The organism is Herbidospora mongoliensis, from assembly GCF_001570545.1.
In the GTDB taxonomy this organism is placed as follows: Bacteria; Actinomycetota; Actinomycetes; order Streptosporangiales; family Streptosporangiaceae; genus Herbidospora; species Herbidospora mongoliensis.
Genome location: NZ_BBXD01000027.1, coordinates 17,744 through 35,038 on the forward strand (window position 1 = coordinate 17,744; position 17,295 = coordinate 35,038).

The 17,295-nt window shown below is 69.5% G+C and carries 18 protein-coding genes and 2 pseudogenes; 12 read left to right on the forward strand and 8 right to left on the reverse strand.

The features are described 5' to 3' along the window. Positions 1-180: 180 nt before the first annotated feature. The 3 genes from AW272_RS36905 to AW272_RS36915 are packed head-to-tail and all read left to right on the forward strand — an operon-like array spanning position 181 to position 3,399. On the forward strand, positions 181-1,389 hold the full coding sequence (locus AW272_RS36905; protein WP_066374979.1) for an FAD-dependent oxidoreductase: 1,209 nt from the start codon (positions 181-183) through the stop codon (positions 1,387-1,389). Next, positions 1,386-2,645, forward strand: coding sequence for a cytochrome ubiquinol oxidase subunit I (locus tag AW272_RS36910; protein ID WP_275527345.1), 1,260 nt, complete (start codon positions 1,386-1,388; stop codon positions 2,643-2,645). The genes AW272_RS36905 and AW272_RS36910 overlap by 4 nt, the downstream gene beginning before the upstream one ends. 10 nt (positions 2,646-2,655) lie before the next feature. Further along, entirely contained in the window at positions 2,656-3,399 is a 744-nt protein-coding gene (locus AW272_RS36915; protein WP_066375180.1) for a cytochrome d ubiquinol oxidase subunit II, read from the forward strand. 31 nt (positions 3,400-3,430) lie between these two features. Here the strand turns inward: AW272_RS36915 and AW272_RS46200 are convergent. Next, a pseudogene (locus AW272_RS46200) lies at positions 3,431-3,520 on the reverse strand (hypothetical protein); the annotation flags it as partial. A 91-nt stretch (positions 3,521-3,611) separates the two neighbouring features. Continuing rightward, positions 3,612-3,827: pseudogene (locus tag AW272_RS46205) on the reverse strand (hypothetical protein); the annotation flags it as partial. A 224-nt stretch (positions 3,828-4,051) separates the two neighbouring features. Between AW272_RS46205 and AW272_RS36925 the strand changes: the two are divergent. Further along, entirely contained in the window at positions 4,052-4,873 is an 822-nt protein-coding gene (locus AW272_RS36925) for an FHA domain-containing protein (protein ID WP_169807709.1), read from the forward strand. Beyond that, positions 4,870-5,241, forward strand: coding sequence for a hypothetical protein (locus AW272_RS36930; protein ID WP_066374987.1), 372 nt, complete (start codon positions 4,870-4,872; stop codon positions 5,239-5,241). The genes AW272_RS36925 and AW272_RS36930 overlap by 4 nt, the downstream gene beginning before the upstream one ends. Here AW272_RS36930 and AW272_RS36935 read toward each other — a convergent pair. Then, on the reverse strand, positions 5,219-6,127 hold the full coding sequence (locus AW272_RS36935) for a LysR family transcriptional regulator (protein ID WP_066374988.1): 909 nt from the start codon (positions 6,125-6,127) through the stop codon (positions 5,219-5,221). The genes AW272_RS36930 and AW272_RS36935 overlap by 23 nt on opposite strands. 224 nt (positions 6,128-6,351) lie before the next feature. Here AW272_RS36935 and AW272_RS36940 point away from each other — a divergent pair, with 224 nt between their 5' ends. Further along, positions 6,352-7,785 (forward strand): hypothetical protein, encoded by a 1,434-nt coding sequence (locus tag AW272_RS36940; RefSeq protein WP_066374989.1) that lies wholly within the window; start codon positions 6,352-6,354, stop codon positions 7,783-7,785. Continuing rightward, positions 7,691-8,953, forward strand: a complete 1,263-nt coding sequence (locus AW272_RS36945; protein WP_066374990.1) for a DEAD/DEAH box helicase — start codon at positions 7,691-7,693, stop codon at positions 8,951-8,953. Before AW272_RS36940 ends, AW272_RS36945 begins: the two co-directional genes overlap by 95 nt. A gap of 1 nt (position 8,954) precedes the next feature. On the opposite strand, the gene AW272_RS36950 is transcribed toward AW272_RS36945, so the two are convergent. Beyond that, on the reverse strand, positions 8,955-9,638 hold the full coding sequence (locus tag AW272_RS36950) for a TetR/AcrR family transcriptional regulator (RefSeq protein ID WP_066374994.1): 684 nt from the start codon (positions 9,636-9,638) through the stop codon (positions 8,955-8,957). A 36-nt stretch (positions 9,639-9,674) separates the two neighbouring features. Here AW272_RS36950 and AW272_RS36955 point away from each other — a divergent pair, with 36 nt between their 5' ends. From AW272_RS36955 to AW272_RS36965, 3 genes are all read left to right on the forward strand, one after another. Continuing rightward, a complete protein-coding gene (locus tag AW272_RS36955) occupies positions 9,675-10,778 on the forward strand; it encodes an FAD-dependent oxidoreductase (RefSeq protein WP_066374997.1) in 1,104 nt (367 codons plus the stop codon). Positions 10,779-10,951: 173 nt separating this feature from the next. Next, positions 10,952-11,422: a hypothetical protein gene (locus tag AW272_RS36960; RefSeq protein ID WP_157519198.1), complete on the forward strand. Its 471-nt coding sequence runs from the start codon at positions 10,952-10,954 to the stop codon at positions 11,420-11,422. A 13-nt stretch (positions 11,423-11,435) separates the two neighbouring features. Further along, positions 11,436-13,220 (forward strand): hypothetical protein, encoded by a 1,785-nt coding sequence (locus AW272_RS36965; RefSeq protein ID WP_066375001.1) that lies wholly within the window; start codon positions 11,436-11,438, stop codon positions 13,218-13,220. Here the strand turns inward: AW272_RS36965 and AW272_RS36970 are convergent. Genes AW272_RS36970 through AW272_RS36980 form a run of 3 tightly spaced genes read right to left on the reverse strand, consistent with a single transcriptional unit; the run spans position 13,217 to position 15,552 of the window. After that, entirely contained in the window at positions 13,217-14,056 is an 840-nt protein-coding gene (locus AW272_RS36970) for a PHP domain-containing protein (RefSeq protein ID WP_066375004.1), read from the reverse strand. The two genes, AW272_RS36965 and AW272_RS36970, sit on opposite strands and share 4 nt — an antisense overlap. Before the next feature lie 4 nt (positions 14,057-14,060). Then, positions 14,061-14,417 carry an Lsr2 dimerization domain-containing protein gene (locus AW272_RS36975; protein WP_066375006.1) on the reverse strand — a complete coding sequence of 119 codons (357 nt, stop codon included), beginning with the start codon at positions 14,415-14,417 and terminating at the stop codon, positions 14,061-14,063. A 43-nt stretch (positions 14,418-14,460) separates the two neighbouring features. After that, positions 14,461-15,552: an MBL fold metallo-hydrolase gene (locus tag AW272_RS36980; protein ID WP_066375009.1), complete on the reverse strand. Its 1,092-nt coding sequence runs from the start codon at positions 15,550-15,552 to the stop codon at positions 14,461-14,463. Between the two features lie 80 nt (positions 15,553-15,632). On the opposite strand from AW272_RS36980, the gene AW272_RS36985 reads away from it, so the two are divergent. Both AW272_RS36985 and AW272_RS36990 read left to right on the forward strand, forming a co-directional pair. Beyond that, the gene (locus AW272_RS36985; RefSeq protein ID WP_066375015.1) at positions 15,633-16,130 is read left to right on the forward strand and encodes a hypothetical protein; all 498 of its coding nucleotides are present in this window, start codon (positions 15,633-15,635) and stop codon (positions 16,128-16,130) included. Positions 16,131-16,140: 10 nt separating this feature from the next. Further along, on the forward strand, positions 16,141-16,581 hold the full coding sequence (locus AW272_RS36990; RefSeq protein ID WP_066375186.1) for a type II toxin-antitoxin system PemK/MazF family toxin: 441 nt from the start codon (positions 16,141-16,143) through the stop codon (positions 16,579-16,581). Here AW272_RS36990 and AW272_RS36995 read toward each other — a convergent pair whose 3' ends face one another. Next, the gene (locus AW272_RS36995) at positions 16,582-17,286 is read right to left on the reverse strand and encodes a CHAP domain-containing protein (RefSeq protein WP_066375016.1); all 705 of its coding nucleotides are present in this window, start codon (positions 17,284-17,286) and stop codon (positions 16,582-16,584) included. Between the last annotated feature and the right edge of the window lie 9 nt (positions 17,287-17,295).

The following is a 17,295-nucleotide window of genomic DNA, read 5'->3' on the forward strand; positions in this document are numbered from 1 at the left end:
ATTTTCGCACTTCGCGACGGCGCCTGAACGCCGTACCGGCGCATGTCGCCACCTCTTCCGCGCACCCGATTCACCATTCATCGGGAAAACGCAAATTTGCGACTCCGCATAAAAACAGTTCACGATGCGGACGAGTTCGCGTTTACAGGACGGACTCAGGAGAGGAAACGGGGATTCCCCATGAAGGTGTTGATCATCGGTGCCGGGCTGGGCGGGTTGTGCCTCGCTCAGGGGCTACGTGGAAGCGGCATCGACGTCGAGGTCTTCGAACGCCGCCACGACCGCACCGTGGACCTCCAGGGTTACGGCATCCACCTCAACGAGGCGGGGTGCGCGGCCCTGCGAGCCTCGCTCCCGGCAGCGGTATGGGCCCTGATCGACGAGCGGGCCGGCCAGGCGGGGGCCACCTCGGGTTTCTACGATCAGCGACTGCGCCGGCTCACCCGGATCGGGAACGGCGCGCAGGGCCGGCGCCGCTCCGTCGGCCGATCGGTTCTGCGTGACCTGCTGCTCACGGGCCTGGCCGACGACACGGTGCGGTGGGGGAAGGAGTTCCTCCGCTACGAGGAGCTCCCCAATGGGCAGGTCAGGGCGCATTTCGCCGACGGCGGCCATGCCGACGGCGACCTGCTGGTCGGGGCCGATGCGAGCAACTCGCGGGTCCGCGCCCAGCGTCTGCCACAGCTGCGGCGCGAGGACCTCGGCGTGATCAGCATCGCCGGTCGAACCGCGATGACGGACGAGGCGACGGCGGGACTCCCCCGTGCCATCCTCGACGGCACCCCCAACAGCGTCGTGCCCGCGGGTCCGGGGTGGATGTTCGTCTGCACCTGGTCCGGCGGCCCGGCCGACGGTCCCTACGTCGTCTGGGCCTACATCGGCAGCCGTGCCGGGTTCCCCGACGGTGTCGAGGAGCGTTCCGGTACGGAGTTGCGGGACCTCGTCCTGTCCAGGATCGCCACCTGGTCACCGGCGCTGACCACCCTGGTCCGGCACGGTGACCCCGGCTCGGTGGCGCCCGTGGTGCTCAGGTCGATGCCGCGACTCGAGTCGTGGCCGAGCGGCAATGTCACCCTGCTCGGCGACGCGGCCCACAACATGACGCCGATGGCCGGCATGGGGGCCAACACGGCCCTGCGTGACGCGGCCGCGCTGCGCCGGATTCTCCTGGACGTCCACGCCGGACATCGCGCACTCCTGGCGGCCGTCTCCTCGTACGAGGAGGAAATGCGGGGCTGGGCCAACGCCGCGCTGGCCGCCTCCCGCCGCAACGCCGAGTCGGCCGGGACGACCAACCGGCTCGCCCGCGGGACCTTCCGTGTCCTGCTGCGGGTCGCCGACCGAGTCCCCGCGGTGAAGAAGGCCGTGTTCGAGCGGCCCTCCAGTTGAGCCCCGCCACGTCGATGGACACCGCCACTTTGGATCTCGCCCGGCTGGAATTCGCCGTCACGGCGAGCATCCACTTCCTGTTCGTCGCCTTCACCCTGGGCGTGGCCACACTGGTGGCCCTGGTACAGACCCGCGCCACCGTCACGGGCTCACCGCTCCACTGGCGGATGACGCGCTACTGGGGTCAGCTGTACGTGATCAACTACGCCGTCGGCATCGTCACGGGCCTGGTCATGGAGCTGCAACTGGGCCTGAACTGGTCAGGGCTGGGCCACTTCTCCGGGAACGTCTTCGGATCGCTGCTGGCGATGGAGACGCTCACCGCGTTCTTCCTGGAGTCGACGTTCCTCGGCTTGTGGATCTTCGGGTGGGGCCGGATGAACCGGTGGCTGCACCTGGGCCTGATCTGGGGCATCGTGCTGACCGCCTACGCCTCGGCGTTCTGGATCATGTTGTCCAACGGGTTCCTGCAGAACCCCGTGGGCTCCCGCGTCGTCGACGGCGTCCTGCGGCTGACCGACGCGAGCGCGGTCTTCACCAACGCCAGCGCCCTGGTCGCGCTGGGGCACCTGATGGGCGGCGCGCTCCTGACCGGCGGGCTGGTCTTCGCCGGCGTGAGCGCCTGGCAGCTACGGGGCGCCCGCCACGGCGACGAGGTCGTCTACGCGACGTCCCTGAAGTGGGGGCTGCGGGTCGCGCTGCCGGCTCTGCCGGTGACGGCGTGGATGGGTGTGACGCACTTCGACGTCCTGGAAGCCACCCAGCCGATGAAGTCGGCGCTGCTGGGCGACAGTGCCGAACAGGCTCTTCTTCAGGGTCAGCTGGCCGCCCAATATGGTCCGGACCAGTACGTCCCCTCCTCGATCGGGACGATCGCCGCCTATCTGATGATGTTCTGCTGGGTGCTGATGCTGCTGGTCACGCTGGTGGGGCTGGCCGGCCGCCGCGTCCGGCTGCGGCTGCTCACCCTCGCGCTGCCGCTCCCGTTCATCGCCCTGCTGGCGGGGTGGGTGTTCCGTGAGACGGGCCGCCAGCCATGGGTGGTGTACGGCCTGCTCAAGACCGGAGATGCCCTGTCACCGATGTCACCCCTCGCGCTGCGGACCTCACTGGTGGTCTTCACGGGGCTGTTCGTCTTCCTGGGCGTCGTCAACTACTGGCTGCTGGCCCGGTTCGCCCGCCGGGGGCCCGACGGTTCGGCGCTGGGAGTCACCTCCGCCGATCCCGCCGCCTCGATCCCGCATCCGACCTTCTAAGGACATGACCATGGAAGTCGTCGCCGTCGCCGTGCTCGCGTTCTTCGCCCTCGGCTACCTGATCCTCGGCGGGGCCGACATCGGCACCGGCATGATGCTTCCCTACCTGGGCCGCACCGACCAGGAACGCCGCCTGGTCCTGACCGGGATCGCTCCGTTCTTCCTGGCCAACGAGGTGTGGCTGGTGGCGACGATCGGTCTGCTGGCGGGCGCGTTCCCCGAGTTGGAGGCGGTGGTCGTCCACGATCTGTATGTGCCCTTCACCCTCCTGCTCTTCGGGTGGGTCGTGCGGGACATGGGGTTGTGGCTCCGCGGCCGGGTCGATCGCCGCGCCTGGCGGGCCGTCGCCGACGTGGCCGTCTTCACGGCGAGCTGGTGCATGGCCCTGGGCTGGGGCGCGCTGATCGGGGCCGTTCTCGGCGGGCCGTCCCTGATCGGCATGGCCGCGGCCGCCGTGCTGTTCGGCCTGCACGGGCTCGCCTTCTCCGCGCTGCGCCTGACCGGCGTGCTGCGCCGCCGGGCCGAGCTCGGCCTGCCGGGCGCGGCGGCGCGGTTCCTGCTCACCTCGGCCGCGGTGGCCGTCATCGGGATCTTGGCGGGAGCGCGTCTGGAACCGGCGGGTATGGCGGCGGATCGGGCGTCGCTGGCGTTCCTCCTGCCGCCGACGCTGGCGGTGCTTCCGGTGTTGATGGCGGCGCAGGCGTGGATGTGGTGGATGTTCCGGCACCGGGTGACCCGGCCGTCGTACCTGTGACCAGACACGCGGTCGTGCCGTCACCGAGGCGGCCGCTGGTGTTGTCGCCCCAGGCGTACACCCGGCGCTCGACGATGGCGTAGCCGGGCTTCTCCCCGGCGTTCACCTGGGTCCGCGCCATCGACGCCGGGCACCCTCTTGTTCACCACCCCGGGCAGGTCGCCCCACAGGAAGACCGAGCCGGTGGAGTCGACGCCGCCGCTGAAGGTGCTCCCGGTGACGATCTGCCTGATCGTCTCCTCGCCGGGCAGGCCGCCCACCAGCAAGGGAAAGCGCCGGTCCACCGTGCCGCCGTCACCGATCTGGCCCTCGGCGTTGAGGCCCCAGCACCAGAACTCGACCGCCGTCACCTGCGCGCCGACCTCGCCGGACGCCAGGGCCGTTCCCGCCATCGCGGCGGTCAGCGCGAGCGTCACCGCGACGGCCATCAGTCGTGATCTCGTCGTCGTCTCCGTTCAGGTTCTCCCTGTACGGCGTTCCTCACCGGTCCAGCCGCGGGAACGGAATGTCACGCGGCCCGCTTTTATCCGGCAGTTGTCAAGACCCGGTTCCGCATTGGAACGAGGGGTGTCACGCCCCCGTCGGCGCGCGTAGAAAAGAGCCACACTTTCGAAAAAAACCATATTCTCCATCGGTTCTGAGGAGACGTGGCATGCGGCCATCGGATGCACCACGGCTAGTCGTCATCCACCCGCCGGAATTGGCGGGAAAGGTGCTCCGGCTGGGCCGTGACCGCCAGTCACTGGGTCGCGGAAAGGCCGCCGACCTGCAACTCAATGATCCTCACCTCAGCTCTTTCCACGCCGTGCTGAGCCATGCGACCGGCCAGACGAGCGTCGAGGATCTGGGGTCGCGAAACGGAACGATGGTGAACGGTGAACGGGTGCAGCGGCCGAAGGTCCTGCGCGACGGAGACGTGCTCCAGTTCGGCATCGTCCGAGCCCGATATGAGGAGCCCGAAGCGACCATTGTCGTGCCGTCCGCCCGTCCCGCCGAACAGGGGCCGGTCCGTTTCGACGTCGAGCGGCAGTCCGGTGATCAGATAAACAATGTGGGCCGCGACCAGTACCACTACGTCCAGAAGCGGGACAGTTTCCTGCGGGAGGTCGCGGCGGCTCGAACCCGATCTCTGCGAATGATCTGGTCGAGCCTGGCGCTGATATTCGGCGGCCTCATCGTCTACCTCTGGGGAGGTCACCTCGCCAGCGAGAGCGCCCTCACCGGGTTCTCCGGAACCATGGAAGATGTGCGATCCGGCCGAATGCCGTCCTACGACGACTTACTCAGGGAGCAGGCTTCCGCGTCTTTCGTCATGGAAATCGGACTGATCATCGGAGTGATCGGCGTCATGCTCCTGATCGTCGCGTCGATCATGCACATCATCGCCGCGGCCTGCGGCAAGAAAGTGGACAGCGACCCGCGGCACTCCTGGAACACACCCGTCGAGCGCGGACGGGTCGGAGGACACAATTGACTTTCAACATCGGCAACCAGCACGCCGCCAACATCAACAACGTGGGCGGTGACCAGACCATTCACGGCGGGCAGCGGGGCACCGTCCACGCGGGGGAACCCAATGACTGGGCCCAGTCACTCGTCACCCGGCTCCGCGCCCTCGGCCTTCAGGATGAAGCGGCCGAGGCGGAGCTGATCAGGGCCGAACTGGCTCGCTCGCAGCCCGACCGCGAGGCCGTCGCCACCCGCCTGGAGCGGTTGACCGGGGCTCTGACCTCGGCGGGAGCGATCGCCCAGGCGGGTCAGTCCCTGCACGGACCCCTGTCGGCCCTGGCCGGATGGCTGGGAGCGCTCGGGGCGCCGGTCATGCAGGCTCTCTCGGGCTGAGAGATCGGAAGGCTTCCAAGAGGGCGTTGACGACGCCCTGCCGGTCGGTGCGCCGACGGGCGATGTGGAAGGCCACGGGGGCGGCGCCGGTCAGTTTCACGGCACGGAAGGCGGAGCCCAGGAGCGGTTCCACCCCTGTGACGGTCGCGATCACGGCCGCACCGTCGGCGGCCTGGCGCAGCACTCCGGTGAAGCTACCGGCGTGCGTCTCGACCAGGCGCGCCTGGCGGCGCGGCCGTATGTCCCCGAGCCAGAACTGGCTCATCCACTCCTCCGGGCAGACCGGGTTGTACAGGATCGGCTGCTCGCTGAAGTCCTCCACTTTCATCGTCTCGGCGTCGGCGAGGGCATGCCGGGCGGCGACCACGCCGACCCTCGGGCTGGCGAGGGACAGGGGGAAGGAGTCCACGACGGGATGCCGCACGGGCGCGAAGGTCCAGAGGAGATCGACCTGGTGGTCGGGCAGACAGCGGGTGAGGGAGGGAAAGGCGATGTCCTGGCGAACCAGCCGCGTCTCGGGGAAGCTGCGGCGGACCTCCCGCGCGATGCCGCCCATGTCGATCTGCCCGAGGATCGCCCCCGTACCGGCGGGGACACCGAGCCGCACCGTGCACCGTGCGGACGCGGCCCTGGCGTTCTCACGAGCAGCGCCGGCCTGAGCGATCAGAGGTTTGGCGTCGGCCGCGAACCGCCGGCCTTCTGGGGTCACGGCGAGCACGCCGGCGGGGTTCCGCTCGATGAGGACGACTCCGAGTTGTCGTTCCAGACGTTGGATGCGCTTGCTCAACGCCGATGAGGTCAGGTGCAGCCGCAGTGCCGCACGCCCGTAATGCCTTTCCTCTGTGAGCACCAGGAAGTCGGCGACCAACCCGAGGTCCAAATCCATACGCACCCCTGCGTTCCGGATGAGCCAAGCGACCGATCCGATGCCGTAGGGACATCAATCAATGATCACCGTTCCCAAGTCAAGACCTGATTCCTTATCGGAACGAAGAGATGTCATATCCCGCGGATATGTATCGAACAAAACCACAAGTACGGCAATCCGTAACTCCTGCGGCGTGGAATGCGATTGATTGGTTCCTCTGCGAAAGGTAAATCCGCTGTGGTGTGATCACTGAGCGCCATCCGCTCCAGCGGCGCCGCATCGGCCCGGGACTGGTGTGGCGGCACATCGTCTTCGGCGGCGTCTTCCCCGTGGATCGGATCCGCGACCTGCTGGAGGCCACGTTCGGCAGGGACCCGGAGAGTTTCGACGGCAGATCGCTCGGATCCAGCGCCCTGTTCGCCGTCGTCGTGACCGGGGACGGCCGACCGCTGATGCGCACCCTGGAACTCTCCAGCGCGGCCTGGGCCGCCGGCCGCACACTCGACCCCGGCCCCGAGTCACCGAAATGGCTGCGCGACTACGCCGGCACGTTCGGTGCCACCCGCCTGGCCGCGGCGGAAGTCATCGAAGCCGATGAGGACGACCAGGAGGCCGAGAGGCTGAAGAAGCAGGACATCCTGGTAGGGAGCCCGGTGGATGGGGCAACCTTCGACGACCTCATCCGCGTGATCACCCAGCGTTTGGGCGTCACCGCGGCTCTCGGCCCGCAGGGGCTGCTGGTCAAGAGTGTCCAGACCTCTAAAACACGGCAGTACGCCGAGGACGGCACGGACTTTCTCAACAGTTTCATCGTGTCGGACCTGGAACGCGTCGCGGACGCGGTCCGGGACGGCCAGACCGGAGCCGCTCTGAACGCCTACCTCGCCGACCGTGAAGGCGAGCGAATCGACCTACGCACCCGTCCGCACGTCGTCTACGACCAGGTGGCTCCGGACCGGGTCCCGCCGGGCCGCTGGCCGACCGCGCCGAACAGACCACTCGCCCTCAGCCAGCAGTTCGCGGTCGACGCGATCATGGCGGAGCTGGCTCCGGCTTCCGGCCTGTTCGCGGTCAACGGCCCTCCGGGCACCGGCAAGACCACGATGCTGCGCGACCTCGTCGCCGCCAACGTCGTGGAGCGGGCCATCAGGTTGTCGAAACTGCCGACCACGTCGGCCGCGTTCACCGGGCGGCACGTCTGGAAGACCGGAACGCGCACACGCGTCATCGGCAAGTGGCGCGAGGACCTCACCGGTTTCGAGATGGTCGTCACCTCGGCCAACAACGGCGCGGTCGCCAACGTGACCACCGAGATTCCCGGCCGCGACGCCCTCGATCCCCCGTGGCGGGACAGTGCGTCGAGAAGCTGCCGCGAACGGCGAGGCGGAGCGGCGCGGGGCCGCGCGCTACGCGCACAGTCTGACCCAGCCCACGCTGGTGACCGCGATTTTCACCCTCGGCCGGGCCTCGCGCGAGTGGGCCGCCAGGGACAAGTCGCTCGCGACGGATCAGTGGACCGCGATCCAGGCACTGGATCGGGCCGATCAGCGGGTACGCGACCTCGACACGTCCGTCTCCGGCATGACCGAGCGGCTCACGGCGGCACGTACGCGCCTGGCGGCCACTCATCGGGAGATCCTCGAACTTCGCGCCCGCATCGCCCTCCACCGAGCTGAACTGGGGGACTTCTTCCCGGACGACCGATGGTGGGCCGACGCGGAGGGCAGGGAGCTGAAGACGCTGTGGACGGACCCGGTCTGGAACGCCGCCCGCAGCGACCTGTTCGTCGAGGCCCTCCACCTGCATCAGGCGTTCCTGCGGGCCGAGACCAAGACCATGCGCGACAGCCTGCAGGCCGCCGTGGACATCCTCACCGGTGAAGTGCCGGAAAGCGCGTCCGAGGCGGCCGTGCGGGACGCCTGGCGAGCGCTGTTCTTCGTCGTGCCGGTCGTCTCCACCACCTTCGCGTCCTTTGAACGGATGTTCGCCCACCTCACCCAGGACGCCCTGGGCTGGCTGTTCATCGACGAGGCGGGCCAGGCCGCGCCGCAACTCGCCGCCGGGGCTATCTGGCGGTCCCGTCGCGTCGTCGCGGTCGGCGATCCGCTGCAACTCGAACCGATCGTGACGTTGCCCTTCACCGCCCAGCAGGCGCTGCGCCGGACGTTCGGCGTGCCCGATGAGAAGTGGCTGCCCGCGCGCACATCGGTCCAGCAGCTGGCCGACTTCTCCAACAGCTACGGAACCCACCTGCCGGGCGAGAACGGCCCGGTCTGGGTTGGCGCGCCGCTGCGGGTTCACCGCCGCTGCGACCAGCCCATGTTCGCCGTCTCCAACGACATCGCCTACGACGGGCTGATGGTGTACGGCAAGCCGACGCTGCCACCTGGACCGCTGCCGGAGAGCATGTGGCTGGACGTCTCCGACACCAGTGGCGCGGAAGGGCACTGGATCCCGGCCGAAGGCGCCGTCCTGCAACGGATCCTGACCCGTCTCGCGACCGAGGGCGTGGATCCGAAGGACGTCTTCGTCATCAGCCCGTTCCGGGCGGTGGTCGGCAGGGTGAGGTCGCTGCTGACGCGGTTCCCCGGCATCCAGGCGGGCACCGTCCACACCGCCCAGGGCAAGGAGGCCGACGTCGTCGTCCTCATTCTCGGCGGCGACCCTGCCCGCCCCGGCGCCAAACAGTGGGCGGCCCAGAGTCCCAACCTGCTCAACGTCGCGATCAGCCGGGCCAAACGCCGCCTGTACGTCATCGGAGACCACACCGCGTGGTCGCAGCAGCGTTACTTCTCCGTCCTGGCGCGGGAACTTCCCCGTCGAACCCTGCCTCCGCCAAGATGATCTAGGTCGTGAGTTTGGTGGCCACGGCGTCGAGGACCCAGTCCAGGCCGGTCGTGAAGGACGTCTCCGCGTCGACCTCCGTGCCGTCGTGCACGACCTTGGCCAGGGTCGGAAAGCGGCCCGTGGCCAGCATCCTCACCACGTGCGGGCCGTGGGCGCGTTGCCAGTCGCGGTCGGAAAGGCCGGTGGCGCGCTCGGCGCGCAGGTTCGCGATCTCGCGTCTGATCGCGCCGGTGGAGTAGGCGGCGACGGTCTCCACGGCGCGCATGACGGTGTCGAGGTCGGCGAGGCCGTCGAGGGCGGCCAGTGTGGTCTCGGCCACGGCCAGGGCGTTCGGGCCCAGGGCCGGGCGGCCGCCGAGGAGGTCGGCCAGCCATTCGTGGCGGAGGGTGGCCTGTCTGGTGCGGTGGGCGTGGCCGCGCAGCGCCTCCCGCCAGTCAGCCGGCCGCTCCTCCGGGAGGATCTCGGCGTGGACCTCGTCGACCATGAGGTCGAACAGTTCCTCCTTGGTGGCGATGTATCCGTACAGCCGCATCGGGCCGGCGTTCAGCCGGGCGGCGACCTTGCGCAGTGACACCGCCTCCAGGCCGCCCTCGTCGGCCAGCGCGACGGCGGCGGCGACGATTCGCTCCCGGTCGAGCGGGGCGGGGCGAGCCGACGGTTCCGGGCGGTCCCACACGGTCATGGGTTACATCGTAGTGTTGCGATACAGTGTATCGCCATGAGACATCGTATCGCCGTGGTGGGGGGCGGTCCCGCCGGTCTCACCTTCGCCCGGGTCCTGCACCGGCACGGTCACCCCGTCACCGTGCTCGAACGCGATCCCGGCCCCAACGCCCGGCCCCCGGGTGGCACACTGGACCTGCACGAAGGGCTGGGGCAGCTCGCGCTGGACAAGGCGGGGCTGCTGGCGGAGTTCCAGGCACTGTCCCGTCCCGAGGGGCAGGCCATGCGCATCCTCGACGTGGACGGGACCGTCCTCCGCGACTGGCGACCCCGGCCGGATGACCTCGCCAACCCCGAGATCGACCGGGGACAGCTCCGCGACCTGCTGCTCGGGCCCCTCGACGTCCAGTGGGGGCGGATGGTGACGGAGGTGACGCCGGGGGACGGCGCACTGGTCCGTTTCGCGGACGGGCGGCAGGAGGCGTTCGACCTCGTGGTCGGCGCGGACGGCGCCTGGTCCCGGGTCCGCCCCGCGGTCTCGGCCGCGACGCCGCGCTACACCGGCGTCACCATGGTCGAGACCTCCCTGGACGACGTCGACACCCGCCACCCCGCCCTCGCCCGGCTGATCGGTGACGGTTCCGTGGCCGTCTACGGAATGAACCGCAACCTCGTGGCCCAGCGCAACAGCGGCGGCCACGTCAAGGTGTACGCCCAGTTCCGCGCGCCGCTGGACCGGCACCCGGACGCCGGGGCCGTGCGGTCGAACCTGCTGGCCCTGTTCGACGGCTGGGCCCCGCCCGTCCTCGACCTCCTGCGCCACGGCGTCGCTTTCATCCACCGTCCCCTGCATGTCCTGCCCGTGGGCCACACCTGGGCCCACGTGCCCGGGGTGACGCTCATGGGCGACGCCGCCCACCTGATGCCGCCGCTGGGGGCGGGGGCGAACCTCGCGATGCTCGAAGGCGCGGAACTCGCCGAGTCCGTCGCGACGGCCTCCGGCCCTGGGGATCTGGACGAGGTCGCCCGCGCCTTCGAGGAACAGATGTGGGCGCGGGCCCGCCGGTGGGCGGAGATCACGACGGCCGGCCTGGAACGCCTCGTGAGCCCGAACCCCGCCCAGGCGCTCGCCCTCTTCGACGACGTTCAGCCGTCCTGACCCTGCCGAATTCCTTCGCAGAGACGTCCGGAAAATGGGATTTAGCTAATTTATATTCCAATTTCCACCGAATTGACGGTACCGGTAGATCGGTCTTAGTTTGGCCATCCTTGCGCGCCCCTGGATCGGTCCGGTGATGGCTCATGAATATTCCGCGCTGGAGCTCCAGATTTATGGCGGCTCTCGTTTGCGCCCTGACATTGGCCCTGGTCGGCGGCGAGTCAGCGGAAATCATCAGGTCACCGCAGCCGGTGGCACGGGTGGCACCCCAGGGGATCACACTGCAGCGCGGAAACGTCCAACCACAAGAAATCACCCGAATTCCGGTGTTCTCGGCGCCCGCCTTCATCGCCGACCCGGATCAGACCGGATATGACCCGGTCGAAGGGTTCTCCCCCGACGCCCGGCGCATCCTCGACGTGCTCGCCCTCCAGATCAGCCTGGAGAAATACCGCACCGCCGAAAACCGGTTCCCCGCTTCACTGGACGACCTGTTTCCCCGCTTCGCCCCGCTCCGGGAGGGCGCCCCGCAGACCAGGCCGCCGAGCGGCAGCCACTACACGCCGGCAGGTGACGGGAAGAGTTACCGGCTGGCCACGACACTCTCCACGGGGCGCGAGTTCATCCGTACGGCAGCGAGTTAGAGGAGTCGTACCGATGAGCCTCAAATGGGGAAACGCCGTCCTGTCCGCCCTGATCCTCCTCCCGCTGCTCACTCCCCCGGCAGCGGAACGCCCCTACCTCAAGGTCATGGCCGACCTCTCGCTCGCGTCAGGAGCCGCCGAGGCCGAGGTGACCCTGATCGAGGGTTCGCAGTCCCAGGCGCGCGTCGTGGTGGTCAACACGCATGATTTCTGGACCAACGTGGTGGTCCAGGCCCCCAGCGGCACCGGCCGGCTCACTCCCGCCGACCCGCTCGACGACCCGGGCGGCCTGTACGCCCAGATCGGCGCGATCGGCCCCGGCGGAAAGGCGGTCTGGACCTGGGAGGTGGACGCGACCAGGCAGCCCGTGTCCCAGTCGATCGTCATCACCCCCGCTCTGCGCGGCACCCAGAACGTCGCGGGCATCCTGAACCTGCTCACGATCGCCTCCAGCATCCTGGGCGGTATCGCGCAGGCGCGTTCGGCGAGCGCGATCCAGCGGGCCGCCGCGGTCGCGGCCACCAGCGTGGACTTCATGGAGGCCGTCCGCGCCCTCTACGACGGCGATCTGGAGGCGTTCGGCCGTCACTTCTACCTCCTGCTGGCCGACGAGCAGCAGCGCGCGGTGCTCATGGAGGCCCTCGCCCTGCTGGGGGTGCCGGTGAGCGAGGAGGTGGCGGCCCGGCTGGTGCCGGTGATCTCATCGTTGATCGGCATCGCGGGACTGTCCGTCATGGCGGCCGAGATGGCGACGGCGCTCTTCTCCGGCTCGGCGCAGGGCGTGGTGACGTTCAACGCGACCGTCGAACATCCCGTCGCCGGCGTGGACTTCCGCAACCGGGAGTACACCCTTCCCTGCGGCGGAATCTCGCCCGAACCGCTCAAGGTCACCATGCGCGACGGCAGGGCGCGGCATCCGGGCGACCGGCGCTACTCCCACGGCTACGCCCTCGCGGTCGAGGCCGTGGCGGTCGGCGACCTGACCGGAGACGGGAGACCGGAGGCCGCCGTGCTCTTCGCCTGCTCCGGCGAGCCGAGCAACTTCTCCGTGGAGGACGTCCTCGTCTTCACCGAGGGCCCACGTCAGATGGCCCGCCTGCCCGCCCTTGAGCCGCTGCCCACCGGGCTCGGCCTCGGCCCGCGGTACGACAGCGCGACGTTCGCCGTCGAAGACGGCCTGCTGAAGACCGGTGTGCGCTACTACTCGGAGACCGATTCCCACGCGAGCGGACCCTCCGTTCCGCACACGCTCTCCTGGCGATGGGACGGCAAGTGGTTCGCCCCCCGGCTGCCCTTCGCCGACCACTGCGTGCCCGGCCCGCGATCGGTCACTCCGGGGCCGGTCTGTGTCGAGGCCCCCGCCGGGTGGCAGATCATCCCGGACATCGGGGACGGCGTGGTCAACGTGCGGTCCTGTGAGGACGGGGCCTACTGCCACGGTTTCATGGTCTACGCCGATCGTGCCTATGACCAGGTGCTGGCCGGTGGTGACGTGTCCAGCCCGTTCCGCCGGGACGGTGACGACGGATGGTGGACCGGCAGCGGCCCACCGGTCTGTTTCGGCCACGGCGACCCGGCCCTGATCGTCGACACGAGGCTCAGCCGTTCCGCCACCGGGCGGGTGGGCGACCGAACCGCCGTGTACCGCGAGTGGACCGTCAGATGCGACGACGGCGACACTCAGTTCGTCCGCGCCTGGATCCTGCCCGATGCGAAGGTCATGATCCTGGACGGCCCGGGGCCCGCGGTGTTCCGGTCCTCCGTCGACCGGATGATCGCCCGCGCGAGCTTCTCCTAGTGTCGGCCGGCGTACGGGACGGCTTCGAGCAGCGCCTCGTAAGCCTCGGGGGCGGTGGTCTCGCAGCCCAGCCGGTGACCCGTCAGCTCGCCGTGGTCGTCACTCGACCCCGTCACGATCAGCCCGAGGTCCTTGGCCAGGCCGCGCAACTCCTCACGCGCCATCGTGGTGTGGTCGCGGTGGTCGACCTCGACCCCGGCCAGACCGGCGGCGGCCATGTCGGCGATCCACTCGTCGGGCACCACCCGGCCACGTTTGGCCGAACGGGGGTGGGCCAGCACCGCCACGCCTCCGGCGGCGCGGGTCAGTTCGACGGCGCGTACGGGATCGAGGGCGTATCGAGCCACGTGGGCCCGGCCCCCGGAGCCGATCCACCGGTTGGAGAAGGCCTCTTCGAAGTCGGCCACGGCGCCCACGGCCATCATCGCCCGTGCCACGTGGGGGCGGCCGATCACTCCCCCGCCCGCGATCTCCTCGACCATCGCCATCGTGATGGGGACGCCGAGACCGATCAGCCGGGCCACCATCTCGGCGGCCCGGCCGTCTCTGGCCTCGCGGATCAGCGCCGTCTCCCGGGCCAGGCCCGGGTGGTCGGGGTCGAACAGGTAGGCGAGCATGTGGATGCTCATCCCGTCGCGGCGGCACGACAGCTCCATGCCGGGCACCAGGGTCAGCCCGTCGGGCAGGTTCGCCAGCGCCTCGGCGTGGCCCCCCACGCCGTCGTGGTCGGTGAGGGCCAGCACGTCGAGACCGGCCTCCCGGGCGCGCCACACCACCTCGGCGGGGCGCTCGGTCCCGTCGGAGGCGCTGCTGTGGCTGTGGAGATCGATCCGCACCCGATCAGGATTCCACGGGCTCCGCCTGCGCCGCCACGAAGGCGTCGATCACGTCTTCCGGCAGTTTGCCGCGCGCCGGCACCTCGAGCCCCTGGGCCTTGGCCCAGTCGCGGACGTCGGTGTTGGTGAACCCCTGGAGCTTGCTGGGCTCGGCGGGCTTGCGGCCCCGCCCCGCCTGCTTGACCTCACGCCCCTTGTCGATGGCCAGCTCGATCAGGCCGACGGCCTCGGCCAGACGGGCGTTGTTGGCCTCCGACAGGTCGATCGCGAACAGTTTGTCGAGCAGGCGGAACTCCCGCCGCGAGACGTCCACCCCTTCGGACGCGTCGAGATCATCGATCAGGACGACCTTCTCGGCCACGTGGCAACTCCCCCGGTCTTCACGATTTACGGAAGCCGACAGCCTATTCGATCTGCTGCCACCACCCGTCCACAAGCGGCGGCTCCGCCACCGCGAACCGCTCTCCGGGCTTCGGTACGGCCAGGTGCACGCCCCTGCCCTTCGCCTCCCGCCACAGGCGGTCGACCGGCTCGCCCCACGAGTGGAAGGCCAGCGAGAAGGTGCACCAGTGGACCGGCACCAGCAGCCCGGCGTTCAGGTCGATGTGGGCCCGGACCGCGTCCTCGGGCGTCATGTGGATGTCGGGCCAGCGCTCGCTGTAGGCGCCGATCTGGATCAGCGCCACGTCGAAGGGGCCGTGCCGCCGGCCGATCTCGGCGTACCCCTCGAAGTAGCCGGAGTCGCCGGTGTAGAAGACCTTGCGGCGCTCCCCGGCCACCACCCACGAACCCCACAGGGTCGTGTTGCGGGTGAAGGCGCGGCCGGAGAAGTGCCGCGCCTCGGTGACCGTCAGCTCCAGGCCCCGGATGGTGACGCTCTCGTTCCAGTCGAGTTCGACGATGCGCGACTCCGGCACGCCCCACCGCTCCAGGTGGGCGCCCACCCCGAGCGGGACGACGAACGGGGCGTCCTGGAACCCGATGAGGGCCTGGACCGTCCGCATGTCGAGATGGTCGTAGTGGTCGTGGGAGATCACGATCGCGTCGAGCCGGGGCAGCATGTCGAGCGGCACCGGGGGTCTGTGGTTGCGCCGGGGTCCGGCGAACGGCACCGGCGAGCATCGGTCGCTCCAGACCGGGTCGAACATGACCCGGCGGCCCTCGATCTCGGCCAGCACGGACGCGTGGCCGTACCAGACGATGTCGAGGTCACTGATGGGGTCGGGGTCGGGGGTGACCACGGGGATCTCGCCGCGCGGGCGGCGCTGCTCGCGGCCGAAGAGGAGGTCGCGGAGGATTTTGCCGCTCTCCTCGCGCGGGGTGATGACGGCGGGCGTCGTGTTGGCGAACGCGGTGCCGTGGAACTGGGGGGAACGGCGGACCCGATCAGCGCGCACGCCCGTAGGGTTCGCGCCCATCGCCTCGGGGATGTCGCGCAGTCTCCACGCGACACCAGCGGCGAGTGCCCCCGCGACAAGCCATCCGGTTTTTCGCATACGAGGAATGGTGTCACAACACGTTCACGTGCTGGTCAGGAGGCAGCGTGTCGGAACGGGAGTGGCTACAGTGCGAAGGGATGAATCAGGAAAAAGCGCAGCACATCATGTCGCGCACGCCTCTGGCCTGTTCCTGCGGGGTCGATCTCCCCGACCAGGTGACCGCCGAGCTGCACGCCTCAGAAGCCAATCTGTGTACGGCCTGCTTCGGCACCATGGAGGAAGAGCCGTTCCCCGGCTGGAAACGCCGCTGTCTGGCCTGCGCCGGAACCGGCAGGCGCGGCCCGCAGCTCGTGTGGGAGCTGGCCCACGTCGAGGCCGAGACGGTCATCCCCGTCCGGGTGGTCCTGGCGCTGCTGCCGGGACGCCCCTTCCGCCTGTCCGAACTCGCCGACCTGGTGCGCGAACGCCTGAGTCTCGCGCCGGGCCAGCTGCCGGTCGGCCCCCGGGTGCGGGACGTCCTGCTGCAACTCCAGCAGGAGGGCGAGGTCGCCCTGATCTCGGCGCCCGAGCAGCTCATGGACGAAGAGGGAGCCGTCCTCTACGAGGATCCGTACTGGGTGCGTACCGTCCGATAAGGTGCGTAACGTGCGTGATCATGGAGAGGACCCGCGTCCGTCGCGGGGTGCCGTCCGCGAGGTCCACCGGATCGACCGGGCCGCGTTCATGGAGTACTCGCCCGACCTCGACGGCCTCGCCGACCCCGGCGAGGTCATCTGGACCTGGGTCCCCTACGAGGAGGACCCGTCCCGGGGCAAGGACCGCCCGCTGCTGGTCGTCGGCCGCCACGGACGCCGCCTGCTCGGCATGATGCTCTCCAGCAGGGGCGGCGACGACCCCCGCGAGTGGCTGTCCCTGGGCGCCGGCGCCTGGGACGGCGAGGCGCGGCCGTCCTACCTCCGGCTCGACCGCGTCTTCGAGATGGACGAGGACGACATCCGCCGCGAGGGCGCGATCCTCGACCCCCGCGCGTTCGCGCGGGTGGCGGCGATGCTGAAGAAGACGTGGACCTGGGCGGCCGACGGCTGATCAGTCGTCGAAGTCGAAGTCGGAGCGGCGGGCGCGCTTGCGGTGCCGGCCTTCGGAGAAGGCGATCTTCTTCACGTGGAAGCCGCCGAAGATCAGGCTCACCCCCACCGCCACGACGAGCACCCCGGTCGCCATCGCCGCGACCGGGTCGATCCCGCCCGCGTGGCTCGTGGTGGCGCTGACCGCGTCGGGCCGTAACGCGAGCGTCACGTCGGCCGGTTCCACGGTCAGGTCAGGCTTGACCAGCCGGGGTAAGCCGTAGCCGACCACCTTGCTCTCGTCGCGGACCTTCCGCTTGAGCCACACCTTGTCGACGTTCGCCTCGATCGTGTGGATCTTGCCGCCGTTGACGCTCTCGACGATGCCCACGTGATCGATGCCCTTGATGTCGTCGCCACCCGCCCAGTCGAAGAAGACCAGGGCTCCCGGCTCGGGGGTCTCCGTCCATGCCTGGCGCTGTTCGAACCAGCGCGCGTGCGACGGCGTCCAGGCGAAGGCTCCGACGTAGTCGGTGACTCCGGCCTTGTCCGCGGCCCAGGCGATGAACATGTCACACCAGGCGGCGTTGCGGTACTGCGGATCCTTGACGGTCTCGGCGTACCACGCGCCGTATTTGGTGTGCTGTCCGGGCTTCTCCCGGTATCCGAGCTCTCGGGTGACGACGGCTAAAAGGTCATTGGTGATCGTCTCAGGGGAACGTTCCACCCGTTCTGT